Genomic DNA, 20,141 nt, shown 5'->3' on the forward strand with positions numbered 1-20,141 from the left:
GCCAACCGTAAAAATCTAATAAATCGCCCTCAAATGCGGTGGGATGAGCGGATTCTTCGTACAAATAGCAGGTTTGTCGGCGCATATTTTATCACCGAGAAACATCACCGTAGACTGTTCATACGGATGAAGTACCGCGCCTCCCACGACCCACTCCGCCAAACTGTCGTATTTAGAAAGCTCCTCGCAAAAAAGTACCCACATATAGCCCTCCACCATGCTTCTGGTGCGCTGAATGCACCAGTATTCAAGTTCAGTGAGGCGATCATTCAAGGCAATCAGCCGTTGAATTTGAAGTTGGGTGAGGGGGGAGTTGGCTTTCATGATGTCTCCGCTACGTTGGAAAACATCATATGCGCGAATCGAACCTGTACAGGTCGCGAGCGCGCGCGACGCATTCGGTCGCGAAATCATAGACAATAGTCTCAATGATTTTTCCCCCTTCGGCCTGAGCCAACGAGGAATCTGCGTGCCATCCAATACCAGTAGAAACACATTGAGCCGCCAATGGGAGCTGTTGAAGCTACTACCTACGCATGGAAGCGGGGCCACAGCGAGGTCGTTGCAGGAGAGCTTGGCCGAGGCCGGGTTTCAAACGACGAAGCGAACAGTCGAGCGCGATCTGGAAGACCTCGCGACCGTTTTTGCGATACGAAAGAATGACAAAAGCGCACCCTACGGATTTAGTTGGGCACCACCCACAACCATGCAGCTTTCAGCTGTAACCGTCTTCGAAGCACTTACGCTGAGTCTTGTTCATGACACATTGAGGCCATTAATCCCGGCCTTCATGCTGGGCGTGCTCGAACCACGCTTCGCGTTGGCCAGTAGCAAGCTGAGTGCGCTGGAGAAAAAATCACCAACGGCAAGATGGCCTGAAAAAGTTGCCAGCGTTCCCGCTTGCCTGCCATTGATTGCGCCCACTATTGATGCGGATTGCTTGGCGTCTGTTCAAATGGCGTTAATGAACGAGCGTCAACTTACTGGCCGGTACTATTCAGCGCACCGAGACAAAGCAAGCGATCTTGTACTTAATCCCCTGGGCCTGGTGCAACGCGGGCCGATTACCTATTTGGTAGCAACGGCAGTACCTTACGATGATGTTCGTCAATATGCTCTTCATCGCTTGAGCGATCTGACGGTCTCAACTCATTCGGCACAACAGATCGAAGACTTTGATCTCAAATCCTATGTTGGTTCCGGCGCTATGCAATTCGGAGATAATGCGACCGGCACCATTACACTTGAAGCGTGGGTCAGCACCGGTTTGTTGCGCTTACTACGGGAGACGCCGTTGTCGGTAGGCATGGAGACAATGTCCTCCGAGGACGGTGGATGGATACGCGCCCAGGTGGCAGATAGCTGGGAGTTAGAGTGGTGGCTGCTATCCCACACAGGATCGATCGCCGTGACGGCACCTGAGGCATTGAAACAACGGTTAATCCAGCGGCTTCAAAAGGGGCTCCAGCTTTATGAAGGCGAATAAATGAGCAACACAGGAGGTCGACTGTAATGTCGAGTATCGCCGTAACGAGGGGCTCGCAGCGCCAAACAGGAAGGAGCGAATAATCTGATCGCTTTGGATCGACTCGCCACTTTCAAAATGGGCGGTGGTCGTAATCAGCTATAAACACGTGGCTAATTCAGAGCCTCTCTAGGGAGTCGCTGATTAATTCGGTTTTGCGCAACCAAGGTGCCCTGCAAGCCTTGATTTATAAGGGTGGCGATCGCTGGAATTTGAATTAATCAGCGGCTCCCTAGCGGTTTCGGATGGCACGGTGATTCTTTTTCGGATTGGCACTGAGCTGATATGAACTCCTATATTCCAAGGCAATATGACAGAACGCGTCGCGCTCAGTCACGATGCAATAGGACGCAAGCTTATGGAATGATGAATTCCATCGCGCCGGTGGAGAGCACATGAGGCGCAATTATCCACTCTCAGCTTTCAGCAGACCGACCGGCTATGGGCGCAAATTGCCACCTTTTGGAGTTGGAATATTGGTGCCTTCTATACGCTGCCAGGGGGCAAATCGATGCTCAGCTTTCCCTCTATCACGAGAAAAGCCTCGTCGGTTTCCGAGTGTGAGTGGCAAATGAACTCGCCTTCGATGCGCACGACCTTGAATTGGTAGTCATTCATCTCGGCAATCACGCGAGGGCTCCATTGCTGATCGATGAGGGAAGCCTTTTGGGCAAGGTTGACAGCGTGCTCGCTTGGCTTTGGCTGCATGTTGCATGGCGGATTCTCTATCACACATGAGCCTTCACCCTAACGACGCGGCGGAGGTTCAGGCTTGTACGATCCTGCAAGTTGATGCTGTCTTCTAATATGCTCCAGCCACCGAATTAATAGCATAAGACTTCGGATTACTCTGTGCGATTTTTGCAATTTCGCAAACACTTAATTGGCAAGATTTCAATAGTTGACACAGCTCAAAACCAAGAATTGCACTATTATGACATCAAATAGCCATTACAATTGAGCGTCATCTGTCTGATACTGCGCGCCATAATTCAACCTTAATCAGGGCCCCTCTCGCATGGAAGATTTGTTGCAAACCGTGGCTTTGCTGCGCGCGAGGTATCATCGCCCGGCAGGCTTCAACCTTTTCTCCGTACTCCGCAGCTCAAGTGACGAGGTTCGGCTTCACTCGCGCTTCCTCGCCTTCCTGATCGACCCTAAGGCTAATCACAATCAGGGAACAGCACTGCTGAACCTCCTATTGAAGCGACTGGGCATCCAGAACTTCGATTTAGAAAATGCGATTGTCGAGGTCGAGTACCAAAACATCGACATTCTGGTCCGTAACCAATCCAAGCAGGCAGTGATCATCGAGAACAAGATCTACGCCCGCGATCAGGATGAGCAGCTCTGGACCTACCACCAACGAATGCAGGCGGAAGGCTACAGCGAGATTTGGACCACGTACCTCACCCTAGATGGTTCCGAGCCCAGTGAACAGAGTCGCAAGTCCCTTCCTGTAGTTCTTCTGAGCTACGAAACTGAGATCATCTCTTGGCTGAAGGACTGTGTCCCACTGGTTGCCCGCGAGCCCGGCGTGCGGGAAAGCGTTTTCCAGTACATCGAACTGCTCCAAAAGCTGACATCCAGTGACCAAGGCGAAATTTACATGAGCAAGCTAAAAGAACAGATCCTACTGGGCGAGAATCTCTTTGTGATCGCTGACATCAACCATGCATTCAGGTCCGTACTGGTCGACCTACAGTTCGATATTTGGGAGCGCATGATGGCTTACCAAGCGAGCAAAAAATCACCTCTCAGTAAGCCCGAAATTACTGCCACGAAGGAGGCTGTTTTAGCCTATTACAAAAAGATCAAAAACAGCAAATTCATTGGCCTCTACTTTCCCTTCAATTTTATGAAAGGTGGTGTGTACATCGAGCTAAACCATCGTCTCTACTGTGGCTACTACTGTGACGGTGAGCAGTTCCCGGAGGACCGGGAGCGCCTTTTGACGCTGAGTCGAGAGATCGCACCCAACACTCGCGATTCGGGCAACCTGTTCTGGAGGTTCTCTAAGTTCAATTTGAACCTCCATGCCCCATCCAATGAGGATCTGGGGCTCCTCCGAGATCCAGATACGAGGGAGTCGATTGCCGTTAACCTGATCGATGACGCGCACGAACTGTGGCAGCGTGCTCACCAGCAGTTTGCCTAAACGCAGACATAGCATTCAAGGGCCGATGCCCCCCATGGCCAAGTGCTGGAGCAACGAAGAGCTTCCCGCATTTGTCGAGGTCTATTCGAGCGTACTGTCTGGTGGAGAGATGGTCTGGCCCAGATATCTCTGACGCGGAGCGGGGCTTTCTGCCCGACGAGCTTTCCCTTGTTCCAAGGCTGATGGCTGTATTTAGCAATGGTGTTCATGGCTTGTCCTCCAGGTTGAGGGAGCACAAGGTTGGATCAGTCACGGTGCGTCAAGGTCGCTATTCGACCGATTCTGTTGAAAAAGTCGGCCTTAGTTTCCTTGGCAAAAAAGTAAGCGCCTGAGATTGAAATCCAGAATTCTCGCAGAGGCATTCGGACTGAGATTTCACGTAGCAGCGTGCTAAAAGGCGCTTTCACCGATCAATTTTTCGGCCGTTTGAGAAAACCGACTTTTTCAACACAATCGACCCATAGCGGCCGGTCGCGATAAGCTGATTCCGACCCTTTGCGGTCATTCGTACCTAGTTAACTAACCCGTTCGCTTTAGTGGTCGATTTAAGAAAATAGTTAACGCTCTACCAAAGCCTCAGTACAAGCTGGCCAGCAACAACCAAGATTGGCGAGTTACCCATGTCATAGGTATTGGCGGAGGTCGCACCCATCTTAGGCTTAATTTTATTCCCGTCGCTTACCCAAGTATTTGAAGCAGTCGCGCCAGTCTTGGGTTTCAGTTCTTTCCCATCCCATACCCATGTGTTAGAAGAGGTTGCGCCGATTTTTGGTTTTATTTCTTTTCCTGACAATACCCATGTATTGGAAGATGTAGCACCTGTTTTGGGTTTTAGTTCGGAGCCATTTGAAGCCCAGTTGCTAGGAAGCGAAATATTGTGAGACATGACAAATCCTTCTGAGGATACTTTCACGAAAGTTTTGTGGTGAGGATTAAAGCGACGCCATGCAGAAAAACCGGAGCGCCGCGAAAATCTTTTCCACCAGCCGCCCCTTGTTAGCAGTTGTTCTTACTAACTCCAAAGCAGATCCGTTGACGCTACTGAATTACCATCACCTTGTCCATCTTCCGCTCCTGGAGGGTTTCTGCCTGTCTCGACTGGCCGAAATTGCCTGTCGCGATTGCCGGCTCACGGCCGATTCTGTTAAAAACGTCGGTTTTTGGCGCCGTGTTCGCACCGCAGTGAAAGCCGACCTCCTAGAACCGCGTATACGCGACGATCTCCCTCCGGGTAAGAGGTGAAGTACCCCTCGAAATACCCAAAAACTGTTGGAAGCGACTTTTTCAACAGAATCGGCCAGAAGCGTTCAGAAATGTCTACTCAATCAAGCAGGTTCATGGCTGCTGTGGGTCTTCAGAACATTGGAGCGGGTATGACATTCGAACTTCATCAGCAACTGCATATTGCCAGTCACCCGATGAAGCACCTCGTCTTCGTTGTAGCTCTCCATGTGCCAGTCGATCACAAGAATACTCCCGTTGTTCTCGTACCAGATCTTACATGCGCTGTCAGAGAACAATTCCTTGCCTCGCTCCTCAAGCTCGGGGGTCATGGCGAACAAATAAACCCGAACGTGAGGGGTCATACGCTCACTGGCTCCGCACAAGTACAGGACGACATCCGAACGGGTGCTCCAATTGCTAGAGTAATAGCGCAGTACCGGGCCGTCTGCCCAATTGTGCCTCCGTGTAGCGCGCTGATAGCCCGGTACCTCTGCATCAAGTCGGTCGAGTATTTTTCTGTCCAAGGCATTGATCACCTGCTCCTTGAGCTTGGTGAGCTTGTTGATCTGATGCAGATGATCAAAAACGAAGTTAACCGCGTTAGCATCCATGGCCTGTTCCACTGTGATGTTTTCCAGATGCAGCAGGAATTCGCGCGCGAAAACCTGCCATTTGTCCAGCGGCTGAGTCATGACCCGTTGTCCCAGTTGCTGCCGGATCGCCTTGATGAGTTGTAAATAGCTCAAGCCATGCCATGACTGCTGCACACTTTGTCCGGACGGCGAGAGGATCGTGTACAACACGCTGCGCCCGTCTTCGCCGAGTTTTTTCTTAGCGTAACGCTCATAGTCGTCGAATGGATTGACCTGCCCATGAAAGATTTTGTTCTCTAACACCAGATCCCAGCCATCGCCCAGCAGCACCAGATCAATCCGATTACCCTGGTGGGTCGTCACTTCACGCTGCGGGGGGTGACGCAGGCTCGCGGTCAAGTGTTCGGTGTTAGGCAAACATGCCAACAAGGCACTAAGAAAGCAGTCCCCCAAACCATGAGCCTTGCCAGTATCCAAAAAGAACGCCAACAGGTCTGTCGTGGGGTTTTCAAAATAACCCCGACCGGCTACCGCGAAGATGCTTGCCTCGCGCTCAAGCGGGGTAAAGCGCTGAGCTTGCTTGAGCAAGTCGCGTAGTTGTTCAAGTCCCATTGGCCGAATCCCTTATATTTGCCATGTCTTGATGATCATACATTTTTGCGGAGCTACTGATGATAGGCCGGGGTTCTTTAGAGCGTTCTAGTTACTCGGGTTGCGTAGAAACGCGGTTGGCCCTGCATTTGATTTCAGTGTCCGCATCTGGCCGATTCTGTTGAAAAAGTCGGTTTTCTCAAACGGCCGAAAAATTGATCGGTGAAAGCGCCTTTTAGCACGCTACTACGTGAAATCTCAGTCCGAAAACCTCTGCAAAAATTCAGGATTTCAATCTCAGGCGCGTGTTTTTCTGCCATGGAAACCACGGCCGACTTTTTCAACAGAATTGGCCGGTTTCTGCCTGTCACCACCGGCAGCTATGAGTCGATTCCAGCCCTTTCCCACCGGCAGAAATCGGCCAAGAGCGGTCATCTACGATCAGTATGGTCGTGGTTAATTTTTGCCAAATTCGATCGCCGGAATTAAGCGGGGGGAAGCGTTGGCATTATTTTGCTACCATCGGCATGCACACGACGGGCGGTTAGCAGCCGTTGCTGATCCGCTTATGTCGGGCCGCTTCGTCTGCGCTGAACCCACATTGGCTGAGCGAGTGATGACCCAGGATGAGTAGCTTCAAAGGTAAACGACTACCAGCAATCTCGGATTCCACAATGTTTGAAAAATTCGCCCTGGATCTCTGGGGGGCTCAGCACCCGGGCTCGAACTCGACTTTGTACGGCAGGAATGGACAGGGGCAAAATGGTGTAGATGTCGTGGTACGCAGCGGCGACCGCCTGATCGGCTTACAGTGCAAGGCAGTAGGAAAGCTGGATCAGATCACCATGCAAACCGAAGTTAACCGAGCAAAAAGGTTCACGCCCTCGATCAGCGATCTGGTGGTCGTTACTACAGCGCCCCACGATGCGAAGCTCGTGAGCTACGCTGAAACGCTTACAAGGCAGCAAAAACAGTCGAACTTATTCTCAGTTTCCTACCATGGCTGGGACGACCTGCTGCGTATCCTTGAAGATCATCAATCGGTCGCTCGCAAGTATTTCCCCGAATTCTTCAGTACTACCGACAAAGGCACGGCATCTCTGACTCGCGCTCTCCGCCTGCCGCTGGACCGCGAGTTGAACATCATGCTCTCTGATGAAGAACTCGCCTTATTTTGTTCCGAGGCGAGTTGGGAGCTGAAGAACGATCCCAGCGCTGTATTCGCTATTGATCATGTCGACGAGCAGCGTGCTATTACGATGGTCGCGGAAATCGAGGCCGTGGAGGTTCTGAACGCCGAGGCACGTACGGCACGGTCCGGGCTTCGGGAGTGTTTAGCCCACCTAGCCCCAAAGACACGAAGAGCCGAAGTCGCAGCCCGCCTTCTCCTTACTGACGACTCACTTCGCTCGCCTTGGCTCGTCGGCGGCTGCTGGCCTGAAACTGCTGCCACAATGAGGCGGCTTATGCCTCAAGTAATTGCTGGAGCTACTTCGCACCGGGACCGCCTACCTCTCAAAATCGGGCTCCCAGCCCATCCGAAACTTGTCGGTTACATCGATATCGATGTCGAAGATCGACCTGCTTTCGAGGATCAGTGCAAAACATATAACCCGGGTTACTTCATCGGTGGCGTTCACGACCTAGGATCGGCCCTTGGCTTGAAGTACGCATTACCTGCTGGCATTGCGGCACTCGTAGCTTACTCGGCGTTCCATGGTGTACCTGTTGAAGAACTTCAGCGTGACAATACGAGCAGTATCTATTTTTGGGGGCTCTACGCTGCGTGAATTGGCGGCGTAGTGGCGTTTCTGGCAAGCGCTACAGATGCTTCGTTTATCCAGAGTTGGAGCTTAGCAGCGGCGATACGGCTCGAAATCGTTTGGCTATGGGGGCTGCTGTTGGCCGGTTACTACCAGTTGCCACCGGTAGCTTCGGGTCGGCTGCGGCCTATGGCCTGATCACTGCGCACATGTACCTTGAATTGCCTTGGTTTTGGTGTGGTTCAGTTTAAGTGGTGAGCCAAGTGCCAGGAATATCTTCAGTGCTGAGAAAGCATCATTGGCCGCATACAGCAACTGAGATTTCTGTAGGGGACGCATTGCCCAGTTCGAAGTGGTCACCGATTTAGATTTGTTCAGGTTCTGGCCCAGCACCACGGCAACAGCGGCTTTGGCGCCTAGACGTTGCCTATACCCGAGTGCGCGTAGTGATTGAGTCAGTTCTATATCACCTTGGACCAAAACTCCGAACTTCCGCCTTAGGTGGCCTCGATCAGACTTCAAGCCAAATCCGACCTTGATGATGTCCTTCGAGCCAAGAACGGCTGTCAGGAACTCAATTGGTGGATTGGTGCCGATAGGGACAATATAAGCCCGGTCCTTCAGGGCGATCTGCACAACGTGTGGCCCCTCGCTCTTTCCTCCCTTGATGAATAATGGTTTCGACTCGGTATCGAAGCCAACCACCCCAGCGGCCTGAATCAATGCCAGGGCATTTTTAAACTGATCATGTGATTCAAGTATGACGATCTGCCCAAGTTGCAGCCCTTCAAAAGCAGGTAACAGGACGATCTCATCTTTTGTTGGGTGGGGCTTGAGGGTGCTCTTCTTGGAGGCATTGCCGCTCACATTGACGTCCTTTTTCATTTCAAATTCTAAGCTCAATAAGTCTGTAATTAGGCCTCAGACACCTCTCTGATCGTTTTAACCGTACTAGCACCCCAAACCAGTTGAAAACCAATCAACTCATGAATCTGGCTGCTATAAGGGTCATAGACCAACTCATGGTCGAACAGGCTGGTTAATCGTTGAGCCATGAAGCAATCGCCGACTACCAAGGAACAAAAACGGTTGCCATTTGTACGCTGATATTCAATATTCTGGCGTATCTGCTCTGGTTCGGTACCGAACAAATTGCAAATCTGAGTGAACCAACCTGGCAAACTTCTGCACCTGATACCAGTTTTGCGAAATGCTACACGGAAGTGAGCCAGGGGACTAATGCTTCAAGATCTCAGCAATCGGCCAGAACGAGACAGTGGACATCTTGGCTGACGCACTCCCCCTGATTGGCATCCGCTGACACCCATCAACTCAAACAGCTGGTCAGCGCGAATGCAAATGGCTGGTCAGTAGCGATGCAATTAGGTGGTCAAGTGAGATGGTTGATGCCTACCTGATGCAAGTGCCTACATTACGATTACGCGTCTCAAATAGACAGATCTAGCTCAACCTGATGGAGCATATTCTGAATCTCCCCGCCGTTCATTTCCTGAAAGCAAAGCGCCATCAGCGACATCGGGTGCACACCTAGCACTTCTGCAACTCCAACAACAACCGCGAGGTTAGGCAGGCTTACACCGCGTTCCAGTCTGCTCATGTGCTCACGCGAAATAACCCCGACGAATGCTTGCTGACTCAACTGCTTTCGCTCGCGCAGCTCCCGCAGTGCTAGTCCAAATGCTTGGCTAAGCTCCATAAATTCTGCCTTAAAAGCTTTACATAAAGCCAGAATTGGAGATATTTTGATGTGACATCAATGTCACAACCACTTTAGATAAGGCGATATTATATGTTTCTAATACACGAACAAGGTCGCATCGGGGGGGAACAACGTGATGATGGCGCTGTACCCCACCGCCTCTTCACCATGGCTAACCCAACATTCATTTTGCTCGCACACAAAGTCTTTGCTGAAGAGACTGGTAGAGACGGTAGCGCGCTTTGGGGTCTTGCGCTCCCTGCTGACGTTGAGGCTTTGGAGTGTCAAAGCGCTGATCGGAGCGAGTGGTGGGTGAAGCGGATTTGCGTAGCAGCGCTCAGCGACTGCGAAGGTTCCCTGGAACTAGTAACGGACGTTGTCATTGAAATCAAAAAGACTACGTACATCCGCTCCACCAGTACGCCAAAAAATTCTTACGAGTTTCTTACTGCAAACGGCCGCGTTTTTTACTCTGACGATAAGCGACCGCCGGGTATCCCTGTACCTTGTGTGATTTACAGAAATCGTGAGGCCAGTGCCAGGTAGACACCAGCTTACGTAATACGTTTGAAAAGTCAGATTGCAAGCGATTCGCATTGATCTCCACCATGAAGTTTCGTAGATCTATCATTTTCATGAGGTGTTCTAGAAAGACTTTTATTAACGGGATCAACTTGGCTGAGCGAGATCACTCGCGGTTAGGGACGGCAGTTCCCTGCCGCCCCCCGCCCAAATCCGTACGTGCGGAACTACCGCATACGGCTCCTGCCTTGGGTACGTGACGCGAAGCGATCCTCAGGGTAAGGATGTGTATTTCTAGGTTTAGGCATGTAGCGGTCGGCAATACGGTGATCATTTGCCGCTGTACCGTCAGGAAAAGATCTTTGGCCGGGCAGGCCTCGCCATCCCGCGCTCGACCATGGCGCAGTGGGTCGGCACCTGGGGTGTGCGGTGTGCAACTGCAACCGCTGGTCGATGCACTGCGCGAAGTGGTGCTTGGACACAGCGCGGTGCACGCCGGTGAAACGCCGGGACAGGTGCTCATGCCCGGCGTGAAGAAAACCCATCGGGCCTACGTATGGGCCTATGCGACCACCGCGTTTGCTGATATCCGCGCGGTGGTGTACGACTTCAGCCCAAGCCGCTCGGGCGTACACGCCCGCCCCTTCCGGCAAGACTGGAAAGGCAAACTGGTGTGCGACGATTTTGGTGGCTATCAGGCCAGTCTTGCACTGGGTGTGACCGAGATCGGCTGCATGGCTCATGCTCGGCGCAAGCTCCTTGACCTGCACGCCACGAACAAAAGCCAACCGGCCGAACAGGCCTTGCGCTATATCCAGGTGCTATACGAAATAGAACAGCAAATCCACGACCTTGAGCCCGACGTTCGACGACGAATACGCCAGGAAAAAGCCGCACCGGCAATGGACGCCTTGCATGCCTGGATGATCGCCCAGCGCGAGCTTGTGAACGATGGCGTGGCCATCGCCAGGGCCCTGGATTACAGCCTCAAGCGCTGGCCGGCGTTGTCACGTTATCTGGATGACGGCGTCGTGCCTATCGATAACAACCACATCGAGCAGCAGATACGGCCGTGGGCGCTTGGACGCAAGAACTGGCTCTTTGCAGGATCGTTGCGCAGCGGTAAACGTGCGACGGCGCTGATGAGCCTGATCCAGTCGGCCAAGCTCAATGGGCATGACCCATATGCTTATCTGAAGGACGTTCTGGCGCGGCTACCCAGTCAATATCCTTCTAGCTAAAGACACCTACTACCGCCACAAATACGCAAAGAAAATGAAGCGAGCCTGACATCTTTTGGGCGTATCGCTGGAGGTAATTACTGGCCCCCCAGGGCTACCGCATCCTTCAAGAATTAGACAAGGGCGATAGCAGAGACCCAGAAGATGAAATTGGTTTTCAAGGACTGATCAATCAATTCAGAGACAAACCGACTCCATCCCCCCAGAAAACGTCAATACCATTGTCACTCACGAACAATAGACAAAGTCAATGATTAACGATAAAAACATTGACAAGCACAGTTTATGCACATAATATGCCAAGACTAATTTGTCCTAAGGGGGCTACATGAGCGGAAAGGAATTGAAAGATCGTTTTTTGAGATTTGAAAGCATCGCAGGCCTCGTGGGGGTTTCCAGATCAACAATCAACCGCTGGGAAAAAGAGGGGAAATTTCCCAAGCGAGTACAGCTCGGAAGCCAGACAGTAGCATGGCGGGAAAGCCAGATATCACACTGGATGTCCAGCTTCTGAAGCAATAAACTGGAGGTCTAATGACCGCGCAGTTATAGAAAGGCACCTCTTATGTAGGTGCCTTTTTTGTGTCTGCTGTCGTACTTATGCGAAGAACCCAGCCGCTCTATCGCAGCTTGCTCCATTGGTAACCGCAAAGAGCTGCCATACCGCGAAGCGGATCTGATCAACGCATCATAGACCCCCGCTGTGCGGCTCGGATGCCTGAGGTGCCAGAACGACCAGATAATCACAACACTACCCAGCAAGTTGGCGAAGAGCACCGACATGACGCCCAGCATCGGTACCGTACGACCAAGCGCCAAGGCCTCTGATAACGTTGAACATCATGAAAGCCGTCATGGCTATCTCATCATCACGCGATTACTACATTGCGAGAACCCGACAAGCGCTTTTGCATCCAGGCAGAACTTATGAATTGGCTGCTTTTTTTGCCATACTCATCAAAAATACCACCCAAGCTAATATCAGCAGTTCGGCGGTAGCAATTTTTAGACTATGAACACTTAGTCCGCATCTTTAAATCTATCAGAACCGCTCCCCGCTCCCGCTCGGATCGATTGATTCATTACGGACCCCAGGTAAAACCCGATAGCTCACCAAGATTCACGAAACGTTCAACGTGACATCGATTCCTGTGAATGGGGATACTAATATATCTTTGGCCCGCACTGTGTATCGATCCGAATCAAAACTATCGACCCACCGGCTAAATCCACATATTGTCTGCGCTCAACCTTAGACCGCTACGCGAAGGATACCAGTCAGGCTAATTTATGGCTGACGATGCTGACAGCCAACCTAAACACTGAGTTCAACTGAGCTGATGCTCGAATGGCATTCTGACGTCTGCGCCTTATATCAGGCCAAACGCTCATATATTTATGCATTGACGTGAGCAGTAAAATAAATAGGAAATCTGACTTGGCATTCGAAAATAGCGACCTATATTCATAGTACTACTCAACATAGGACTTTGATTATGACGGTCGACATGACCTCGAACGCTTACGACCTTTTTTTCATTGATGGAATAATAGGCCACGTACAGACCATTCAATTCGATGTAACTGGACCATTTCTTTTGAAAACAAAGAAATGTACCTACTCGCAAGTTTCTGTAGAAGCGAAGATATCAGGTGAGCTTCACGACATGACCGCGAGATACCACATATGCTTTCCGTTCAGCTAGGTCAATACAGAGGCACAACAGCTCAAGCTACGGCCTGCTGAAATTGATGATGAATTGGATGGCGGTATTCTGTCCCTGAATCGGGTTTGGCCTAAATACAATCGGGAATATAAAGATCGCTTTGCGACAAACTCCTGCCTTACAACGATACTTCTTAACAAGGACTGCACGCTCATGACACGCATGAAGGCCATAGCAAACTAAATTAGGATGACATTTTTCCCGATTCAGTTACACATTGCAGCGCTGCATGAATAGCATCAGACGCAATAATTACTCGATTCGCCGCGACCCTTATCAATGACTTACGACAAAAAATTTCACAACACCTAACGCATCATAAAGGAATTACTAATGGACCCAGATACATACTGCCACCAGGATATTCAGATAAACATCCTGCCTGTTCTTCCAGACGAAAAACGCGCACGCACTATAGCCTACGCAACATTCAAGGGCATTGCGACGGATAGGTTTTACGAACGCTGGAATAGTGGTTCTCTTGGCAACGATGAACCACAAACCGAATTTGAGCTAGTGCTCTGCTGGAATCCTCTAGCACGAATGTATCGGCTAGAGCAAAAATCCGAATTGAAGATAAAAGGAGAACTGGTGGCGGAGCAGTATACGACGACCTTTCACTCGGATATCGACGAAATTCGCGATCTGCATGATATTACTCGGCAGATATGCGGTCACCTTGGTCGAATTAGGGATATCATAGAAGACCCCGAACCAGAATGGGGAGACAATTTTCTTTCATTCTATATGAGGCAACACAATCTACTTAGCCTTATCGATGCCCCACTCCCCTACGGCAACCATACTTGGTTGGAGCGTAGACTTTTAATACCTGACTACTCACAAATGTGAACTCTCTACAACCATCCGACATTGTACAACCGCTCAGATTGAGAGCGGTTTTTCATGCATCATGATTTGCATATGTATGCTGTGTAGCACTCCACCTCCGCTGCCCACCTAAAAATTTCTTTTATCACTCTGAAGTGCCTAAAACTTAATCGGGCACATTTTTTTTCATTCGCGAGAGTGACATTCCAGTTTGTCTTATTAGATATTAGGGAAACTCCGAACAAGTCCTCAAATGTGCTGAAATACAGACTCATCACCTGACCCGAGCCCGTCATGAGCCAGATGAGCTTTTCCGACTTCGAACACGCCGGCAAACGTAAGCAAACTCGCCGCGAACGGCTCCCCGCCGAGATCGATCAGGTCGTGCCCTGGAGCGGTTTGCTGAAGCTGATCGAACCGTATTACCCGAAGGCTGGCGGTGGCCGAAAACCCTGATCATGCATAAAATCCATCGACCAGCACTGGTTGGTGGTCTCAGGAACGGCCAGCGGTTTGGGCTCCTCGCGCACGATGCGCTTACGCGGCTTGATCCGCAGATTCAGCTCCCGTTCGCCGCAAATCCGGTACACCCAGCTTGTGGTTCCACTGATACCAAAGATACGCCGTGGCATAGTCGCCGCATTGTAAATGCTGGCTCATGGCGGAACGGACGCGGCAGTCAATCTTGAAATCTATCACCTGCGTTGCCCCAGAGATCAGCAGTACGCCAATGTTAAAGAGGTATCGTCGGGTGCTTGATAGTGCCTTTGTAGAGGCTTGAGCTGCGCGCTGGGAAACTCGCATGCACGGTTCTTAGGGGGTTGGACGCGGGTGACTGCGTCTGACTACCCGGCAACCAAATCCGACCATGGGCGCTGGGTCGCTCGAACTGGCTGTTTGCTGGCTCGTTACGCAGCGGCAAGCGTGCTGCTGCGATCATGAGTTTGATCCAGCCAGCACGGCTCAACGGCCATGATCCGTATGCCTATCTGAAGGATGTGCTCACGCGCCTGCCCACGCAGCGGGCGAGTTAGATTACTGCGTTGTTGCCGCATAAGTGGACGCGCGCTTAACTACAGAGGTGTGTTGGGCGTGGGCGGATGCTTACCCCATACGGAACGAAGCAAGTGCTCTGACAGCGAAATCCCAATCAACGAGTTTAGCAGTTCGTAGAACGTATACAGCAATTCATCGCCATATATCGTGGCCGTATCGATATTCTGCTGCTCAAGCAAACATCTTAGCCGGGAAAAATCGTCATCAACGCGTTCATGCGTATTGTTAAGGCAGGGATCAAGCGAGGTACATAGATGAAGACTGCGTCTGTAAAGCGCACAAAACTCTCCCTGACCGATCATAGGGGTCAGGATTGCACTAATTTCTCTCAGCGTTGCCACGACCGCTTCGGCAATTCTCGCAGCGCTCGGATTTTCACCGGATCGCTGCGCCGTCGAGGCCACAATCTTATGGCTCCCGTCGCTTTCCATGGGCATGTGTCACGTAGTGGTGCGAGAACTCTGATCGTACACCTTATCTGCTGCACAGCAGGGTTGTTTCCAGCATTAACTCCATCAGAGTGGGTCGATTCGACAGTCTCCTTGAGCAGATCATGGCTGACTCAGAATCTCACCCACCAGTAGCAGTAGCCCACTTCTCAAATTTCATTCACGTTGATGTTGATTGGATCCTGGTATGCACGGCTTTTCCGATCTTACGGCATGGCGCTGTTTCCATGCAGATTTGGATAGGACTCCCATCTGGTACGACCATGGCCCCATTCCGGCGGAGCCGGCTTTTCGTACCACTCCCCCTAACGCTTGCTTTAATCGCTTCCCTCCGCCACCCCTGGAGAGGTGACAACCAGCGATAAAGGGAATGACCGCACCTGTAACCGGGATAAGCCGTGAAAAAAGGGTGAATCCCTGAAGGATTAACAATTGACCTGCTTCGCAGAATGGGACCAGCGGGTTGACTCGCCTTAAGCAGGCCTCTTGTTCGGATAAACATCGTATGCTGGTTGCGCTTCCGCGCAACGCGCCATGCGTGGCGCACATCGAGTAGGAGGCGGATTTACATCCGCCGTCCTCTCACACCACCGTACGTACGGTTCCGTATACGGCGGTTCAGGTTATGCGGCTAAGCCGGTTTATCGTATCCAGTATCGAGACCAATCCAAGCTGATCCCACAGTTTCTTCGGCAACGCCTGATTCATATGTGACGCTCCCGAGTTCCACCATGGGCCTCGACCGTTGACGGCTGACTTCCAAGCACGAGCTTCATCGAGCCCCAGACGCCTCAGGTTGCGGGCCCTCGTTGAGGGCCGCTTCCATTGGCGCCAAACGGCGCAGCGAAGTTTGTGACGTACCCAGCCGTCCAATTCCTCAAGTGGCCGCTTGCTTTGACTGAGCTTGAAATATCCAGCCCAACCGCACAGCACAGGGTTTATCCGTTCGATGACATACGCCACCCGCGCTCCACGTAGCAGCTCGTTGAGTCGACCGCGCAAGCGCTTCAGACTCATCGTTGCAACCCTGAGTTTCGGCTGTTGATGCCAGCTCATCCCGTATCCTAGGTAGTCACATTTCCACGGTCTTGCTACTCGGCTCTTGTCCCGGTTCAATGTCAACTTCAGACGTTGATTCAGGAAGTGCTCGATGCTGTTCAGCACCCGCTCGCCAGCACGATGGCTGCGCACATAAATATTCGCATCATCGGCATAACGCACGAAGCGATGACACCGCCGTTCTAGCTCGCGGTCGAATTCGTTGAGCAGGACATTCGATAACAGCGGCGAAAGCGGGCCGCCTTGCGGCGTACCCTCCTGCCGCTGGCCGACGATTCCGCCCGACATGACTCCGGCTTCGAGGTAACGGCGGATCAGCTTGAGCACTCGCTTGTCTTCAACATGACGCTGCACATGGGCCATTAGGATGTCGTGATTGACTCGATCAAAGAACTTCTCCAGATCAAGTTCCACACACCAACGGTATCCCGCCGCCACATGGGAGCGGGCAGTTTCGACGGTTTGGTGAGCGCTTTTTCCCGGACGGAAGCCAAAGCTGTGGTCCGAGAACAGCGGATCAAAGATCGGCGTGAGCTGTTGCAGCAGTGCCTGTTGAATCAGGCGATCGACTATGGTGGGCATGCCCAGTTGGCGGGTTCCGCCTTTGGGCTTGGGGATGTCGACGGCACGCACGCCTTGCGGGTGGTACTCGCCGGCTAGCAACCGAGCCTTCAGGGTCGTCCAATACTGATTCACGTAGTCCGCCAATTGGTCAACCGACATGCCATCGGCACCCGGCGCGCCCTTGTTGCTGGTCACGCGTTGATACGCACGCTTGAGGTTAGCCGGTGCAAGCACCCGCTCCATCAGCGTTTCCGGCTCCGCGTTCGTCCACGTCATAGACGCCGCCGATGCTTGTGCCCTGTCAGCCGTCATCCTCGGATACCGTCCGGGATTTGGGGAAACAGTCTTCTCTTGGAGAATATTCTGCATTTCAGCATTCGACGAGACTCCGACGCCTACTGGCGGCACTACCTGTTCGGGCCTTGGTGACGGGGTTATTCGTCACTTACTACCGCCTCGGCTGACTTCTGCCCGTTCATCCCGTCGCCTCTCGACGCTCGGTAGCACAGTGGCAAACGTGCAGATCTCCCAGGGTAATTCGCGCGACCTTCCTGCTTATGCCTGTCGGATGTACGTCACAGCGTTCCGTGCAAGTATTGGGCTTTGACGATTTGTGCCGTCTTACCCCGCTGTGCCGCCTCTATCCGCTTCCTGTTCGTCAGGCCAGCATTTTGCCTCGGGCTTCCTTCAGACTCGCGGTCGCCCGCGACACCCTTGCCTCTGGCTAACACTTCCCCTTGCCGGGTGTGTAGAGGACTTTCACCTCCAAGTCACCAGCGTAGCCACCACAGCCAAACTGGTTGCGCTTACGCGCAACGCGCCATGCCTGGCGCGCACAAAAGAAACCCGCTTATGCGGGCATTGAGATCACTCCCCCCCGTGTAATCCTAAGATACCCGGATGAGTCACTCATCCTTCATTTCGTCAGTAGCTATAGGGATCATAAGGATGTGTCCGTCGCGAACTTGGAGATCAAAGGCCTGTCCGACTGTCCAGCCTTGTTTGGCGAGCAACCCTGGTGGAATCTCTATAAGCAGATCACCGGACCCGTCCCCTGCGTCAATGCATATGCTTTGCCAAGTATTCGGTTCTGTCATGTGCATACCCTCCGGCCATTCAAGATCGGTTCGGCCATGTAATCATCATATCCCATGGAATGACGGTAGCTCTGGGGAAACCACGTTGGGTAAATTTTGGCTGTGAGTCGAAAGCGGTGCGAGTCGAGCGGCAGCTTCTGGCCGAGCTGCGTAAAAAGACTTTCGTGCATATGAAGCATTAAAAAATCGACGCAAAAAACACGTTTCTACGCACAATCCAAGTCAGCAGACATGGCCGCTCGACACATCCAAAACCTATGAGGCACCTATCGATACTCGACATACCGAAATGGGAGGTCAGGCTCATTGTCGATAATCGGACTTTGCCCTGGTAGACGGTACTGTCATAGCAAACCCAGCAAAGACCACTGAACTGGGCTTGAACACATCCCGATAAGCGGTGGCTTTCTGCCCTTTGCCGTTGTTGCACAGTGACTATCCTCAGAGCCGATAGCCAATCGCCTTCATTTGCGTCGAGGATGCGTCATGGGCTTTACCATTTGCTACAGCTTCCAAGGCCAAAGAAGGGTGCTTGAGCATCCTGCCAATTATCTCTCTCCACACGACGCGGTGTGTTACACCCTGCTTGATTCAGGCGCTGCGCTACGAGAAAGACTGTCTGGCTGGGAGGGTAGCTACTCGACCATTGTTGAGTTTGCAGAGCGACTTGGTGTCACCGACGTGAGATGGCATCAGTCAATTTCTCACCCTCACCGTTAGGAAATCACCGTAAAGACGCTACAGGCTAAAAAAGGGAATGACGCCGTTGTGAAAACAGAACCCATGAATGAGCGGAGTCAAGAGCCGACCACTCCCCCGAAACAGTGTGGCACTAGCACCAACTCCACATTTTTGCGGAGTCGGTCAGCCGACAACTTTTCACGGGCTAGCGATCATCGGCAGCAGGCGCTACATTGAAGCGGCTCAGCCATGCTGAACAAAATAATCTAGCCGGAACTGAGAGGGGGCGGCACAAATGAACGCACATCAGCGCCGCCAACGCGTCGTGTTCTGGCGCGGATCATTCCCCGTGATATTGGGTTTTGTCGTTCTGGTTCTGGCTTTGATACTGGCTGACCGAGTAGCCCCGGTAACGCCTCAAGAACTCGATAGCGAAAACCTGACTCAGCCAGAAGCTCATTCCCCAGAATTGGGGCATAAGGCCGTCGCGCCGATTCTGACGGTATCTCAATAGGCCAAGTCGGGACGTTCATCTGATAGCTCAAATATTAGTAGCCCCGTTACCGGACAACTTTGGCCGGAGGGGAAAATCGACCGGATGAGATGGGTACTTTTCGTTTTGGGGCATATTGGGGGGGCATCAACCAGATACAAAACCAACACACACCAGAAAATACATAGCCTGTAGCCGATGGTTCGGTTCCGCCTCTGCCAGATCGGATATGCACTGGTTTTTTTCTTCTTGGTGCCCCTGGGTGATCTACTTGAAAACCGCAAGCTGATGATTGCAACCGCGCTGGTTTCGGATGCTAGCCCGGCGGATGCAGGCATGACTGAAAGCCCAAGCGGCCTATTGATCACATCGTTGCTGATCGGCTTCAGTTCGGTGTCGGTACAGATCCTCATCCCTCTTGCTGCGCATTTGGCATCCGAAGAATCACGCGTTCGAGTGGTCGGCGGTATCATGGTCAGTTCGCTGTTGGGCGTTCTTTTAGCGCGCCCCGTATCAAGCCTCATTGCAGACCATTTCGGATGGCGGTCAGTGGGGTGCAATCGGGGCTATCGCTACGCCTGTCAGCGGCCGTTTCCGACGCTGGTCATACCAAACGCGCTTCGCTCAGACGTAGCTGGACTTCGCCAGGATGGCGGTCGAACTCTTCGATGAGCAGGCGACCGGTTTGGCCGGTGGCTCCTACGATGAAAACGATTGGAAGATCGGATTTAACAGCCATGGTCATTCTCCAAAGTGAAGTCGGAAACAGTTCGATTAGGCAGCCGGTGCCGTTACAGGACGCACCGATTGATGGCGTGGAACTCGAATGAAAGTGACGATCGCAGCC

Annotated in this window: 13 protein-coding genes and 7 pseudogenes; 10 read left to right on the forward strand and 10 right to left on the reverse strand. The window is 52.1% G+C overall.

Features of this window, described 5'->3' with window-relative positions; all coding sequences use genetic code 11:
* Positions 1–15 precede the first annotated feature (15 nt).
* Positions 16–324 (reverse strand): hypothetical protein, encoded by a 309-nt coding sequence (locus ACVBEG_RS13540; protein ID WP_447107848.1) that lies wholly within the window; start codon positions 322–324, stop codon positions 16–18.
* Here ACVBEG_RS13540 and ACVBEG_RS13545 point away from each other — a divergent pair.
* Positions 323–1,486 carry a helix-turn-helix transcriptional regulator gene (locus tag ACVBEG_RS13545; RefSeq protein ID WP_447107849.1) on the forward strand — a complete coding sequence of 388 codons (1,164 nt, stop codon included), beginning with the start codon at positions 323–325 and terminating at the stop codon, positions 1,484–1,486. The genes ACVBEG_RS13540 and ACVBEG_RS13545 overlap by 2 nt on opposite strands.
* 528 nt (positions 1,487–2,014) lie before the next feature.
* On the opposite strand, the pseudogene ACVBEG_RS13550 reads toward ACVBEG_RS13545, so the two are convergent.
* Positions 2,015–2,233 (reverse strand): annotated as a pseudogene (locus ACVBEG_RS13550) (cupin domain-containing protein); the annotation flags it as partial.
* Between the two features lie 310 nt (positions 2,234–2,543).
* Here ACVBEG_RS13550 and ACVBEG_RS13555 point away from each other — a divergent pair.
* Positions 2,544–3,683, forward strand: coding sequence for a PDDEXK-like family protein (locus ACVBEG_RS13555; protein ID WP_447107850.1), 1,140 nt, complete (start codon positions 2,544–2,546; stop codon positions 3,681–3,683).
* A gap of 116 nt (positions 3,684–3,799) precedes the next feature.
* Here the strand turns inward: ACVBEG_RS13555 and ACVBEG_RS13560 are convergent.
* The 3 genes and pseudogenes from ACVBEG_RS13560 to ACVBEG_RS13570 all read right to left on the reverse strand — a co-directional run.
* Positions 3,800–3,892 (reverse strand): annotated as a pseudogene (locus ACVBEG_RS13560) (integrase); the annotation flags it as partial.
* A gap of 356 nt (positions 3,893–4,248) precedes the next feature.
* Complete coding sequence (locus tag ACVBEG_RS13565) at positions 4,249–4,569, reverse strand: hypothetical protein (protein ID WP_447107851.1); 321 nt, start codon at positions 4,567–4,569, stop codon at positions 4,249–4,251.
* Positions 4,570–5,008: 439 nt separating this feature from the next.
* Entirely contained in the window at positions 5,009–6,112 is a 1,104-nt protein-coding gene (locus ACVBEG_RS13570) for a PD-(D/E)XK nuclease family protein (protein ID WP_447107852.1), read from the reverse strand.
* 605 nt (positions 6,113–6,717) lie between these two features.
* Between ACVBEG_RS13570 and ACVBEG_RS13575 the strand changes: the two genes are divergently transcribed.
* The gene (locus ACVBEG_RS13575) at positions 6,718–7,881 is read left to right on the forward strand and encodes a hypothetical protein (RefSeq protein WP_447107853.1); all 1,164 of its coding nucleotides are present in this window, start codon (positions 6,718–6,720) and stop codon (positions 7,879–7,881) included.
* A gap of 171 nt (positions 7,882–8,052) precedes the next feature.
* On the opposite strand, the gene ACVBEG_RS13580 is transcribed toward ACVBEG_RS13575, so the two are convergent.
* Both ACVBEG_RS13580 and ACVBEG_RS13585 read right to left on the reverse strand, forming a co-directional pair.
* Positions 8,053–8,739 carry a 3'-5' exonuclease gene (locus ACVBEG_RS13580; protein WP_447107854.1) on the reverse strand — a complete coding sequence of 229 codons (687 nt, stop codon included), beginning with the start codon at positions 8,737–8,739 and terminating at the stop codon, positions 8,053–8,055.
* Positions 8,740–9,301: 562 nt separating this feature from the next.
* Positions 9,302–9,571, reverse strand: a complete 270-nt coding sequence (locus tag ACVBEG_RS13585) for a helix-turn-helix domain-containing protein (protein WP_447107855.1) — start codon at positions 9,569–9,571, stop codon at positions 9,302–9,304.
* 844 nt (positions 9,572–10,415) lie between these two features.
* On the opposite strand from ACVBEG_RS13585, the pseudogene tnpC reads away from it, so the two are divergent.
* The 4 genes and pseudogenes from tnpC to ACVBEG_RS13605 all read left to right on the forward strand — a co-directional run.
* A pseudogene (gene tnpC, locus ACVBEG_RS13590) lies at positions 10,416–11,337 on the forward strand (IS66 family transposase); the annotation flags it as partial.
* Between the two features lie 328 nt (positions 11,338–11,665).
* Complete coding sequence (locus ACVBEG_RS13595) at positions 11,666–11,851, forward strand: helix-turn-helix transcriptional regulator (protein ID WP_447107856.1); 186 nt, start codon at positions 11,666–11,668, stop codon at positions 11,849–11,851.
* Between the two features lie 1,546 nt (positions 11,852–13,397).
* Positions 13,398–13,916, forward strand: a complete 519-nt coding sequence (locus tag ACVBEG_RS13600) for a hypothetical protein (protein WP_447107857.1) — start codon at positions 13,398–13,400, stop codon at positions 13,914–13,916.
* Between the two features lie 273 nt (positions 13,917–14,189).
* Positions 14,190–14,342 (forward strand): annotated as a pseudogene (locus tag ACVBEG_RS13605) (IS5/IS1182 family transposase); the annotation flags it as partial.
* A gap of 5 nt (positions 14,343–14,347) precedes the next feature.
* On the opposite strand, the pseudogene ACVBEG_RS13610 reads toward ACVBEG_RS13605, so the two are convergent.
* A pseudogene (locus ACVBEG_RS13610) lies at positions 14,348–14,507 on the reverse strand (IS3 family transposase); the annotation flags it as partial.
* A 242-nt stretch (positions 14,508–14,749) separates the two neighbouring features.
* Between ACVBEG_RS13610 and ACVBEG_RS13615 the strand changes: the two are divergent.
* A pseudogene (locus tag ACVBEG_RS13615) lies at positions 14,750–14,929 on the forward strand (transposase domain-containing protein); the annotation flags it as partial.
* A 1,089-nt stretch (positions 14,930–16,018) separates the two neighbouring features.
* On the opposite strand, the gene ltrA reads toward ACVBEG_RS13615, so the two are convergent.
* Positions 16,019–17,431 (reverse strand): group II intron reverse transcriptase/maturase, encoded by a 1,413-nt coding sequence (gene ltrA, locus ACVBEG_RS13620; RefSeq protein ID WP_447107858.1) that lies wholly within the window; start codon positions 17,429–17,431, stop codon positions 16,019–16,021.
* 1,665 nt (positions 17,432–19,096) lie between these two features.
* On the opposite strand from ltrA, the gene ACVBEG_RS13625 reads away from it, so the two are divergent.
* Together ACVBEG_RS13625 and ACVBEG_RS13630 are read left to right on the forward strand one after the other, a co-directional pair.
* Entirely contained in the window at positions 19,097–19,315 is a 219-nt protein-coding gene (locus tag ACVBEG_RS13625; RefSeq protein WP_447107859.1) for a hypothetical protein, read from the forward strand.
* Between the two features lie 192 nt (positions 19,316–19,507).
* A pseudogene (locus ACVBEG_RS13630) lies at positions 19,508–19,846 on the forward strand (MFS transporter); the annotation flags it as partial.
* Between the two features lie 52 nt (positions 19,847–19,898).
* On the opposite strand, the gene ACVBEG_RS13635 reads toward ACVBEG_RS13630, so the two are convergent.
* On the reverse strand, positions 19,899–20,033 hold the full coding sequence (locus ACVBEG_RS13635; RefSeq protein WP_447108489.1) for a hypothetical protein: 135 nt from the start codon (positions 20,031–20,033) through the stop codon (positions 19,899–19,901).
* Between the last annotated feature and the right edge of the window lie 108 nt (positions 20,034–20,141).

This window comes from Pseudomonas sp. GG8 (assembly GCF_052976945.1).

Excerpts from the sequence above, each read along its gene's own strand:
- ACVBEG_RS13545 (WP_447107849.1), top strand. The coding sequence starts at position 323 with ATGATGTCTCCGCTACGTTGGAAAACATCATATGCGCGAATCGAACCT.
- ACVBEG_RS13635 (WP_447108489.1), bottom strand. The coding sequence starts at position 20,033 with ATGGCTGTTAAATCCGATCTTCCAATCGTTTTCATCGTAGGAGCCACC.
- ACVBEG_RS13570 (WP_447107852.1), bottom strand. The coding sequence starts at position 6,112 with ATGGGACTTGAACAACTACGCGACTTGCTCAAGCAAGCTCAGCGCTTT.
- ACVBEG_RS13555 (WP_447107850.1), top strand. The coding sequence starts at position 2,544 with ATGGAAGATTTGTTGCAAACCGTGGCTTTGCTGCGCGCGAGGTATCAT.
- ACVBEG_RS13625 (WP_447107859.1), top strand. The coding sequence starts at position 19,097 with ATGAACGCACATCAGCGCCGCCAACGCGTCGTGTTCTGGCGCGGATCA.
- ACVBEG_RS13575 (WP_447107853.1), top strand. The coding sequence starts at position 6,718 with ATGAGTAGCTTCAAAGGTAAACGACTACCAGCAATCTCGGATTCCACA.
- ACVBEG_RS13580 (WP_447107854.1), bottom strand. The coding sequence starts at position 8,739 with ATGAAAAAGGACGTCAATGTGAGCGGCAATGCCTCCAAGAAGAGCACC.
- ACVBEG_RS13600 (WP_447107857.1), top strand. The coding sequence starts at position 13,398 with ATGGACCCAGATACATACTGCCACCAGGATATTCAGATAAACATCCTG.
- ACVBEG_RS13585 (WP_447107855.1), bottom strand. The coding sequence starts at position 9,571 with ATGGAGCTTAGCCAAGCATTTGGACTAGCACTGCGGGAGCTGCGCGAG.
- ACVBEG_RS13565 (WP_447107851.1), bottom strand. The coding sequence starts at position 4,569 with ATGTCTCACAATATTTCGCTTCCTAGCAACTGGGCTTCAAATGGCTCC.
- ACVBEG_RS13540 (WP_447107848.1), bottom strand. The coding sequence starts at position 324 with ATGAAAGCCAACTCCCCCCTCACCCAACTTCAAATTCAACGGCTGATT.
- ACVBEG_RS13595 (WP_447107856.1), top strand. The coding sequence starts at position 11,666 with ATGAGCGGAAAGGAATTGAAAGATCGTTTTTTGAGATTTGAAAGCATC.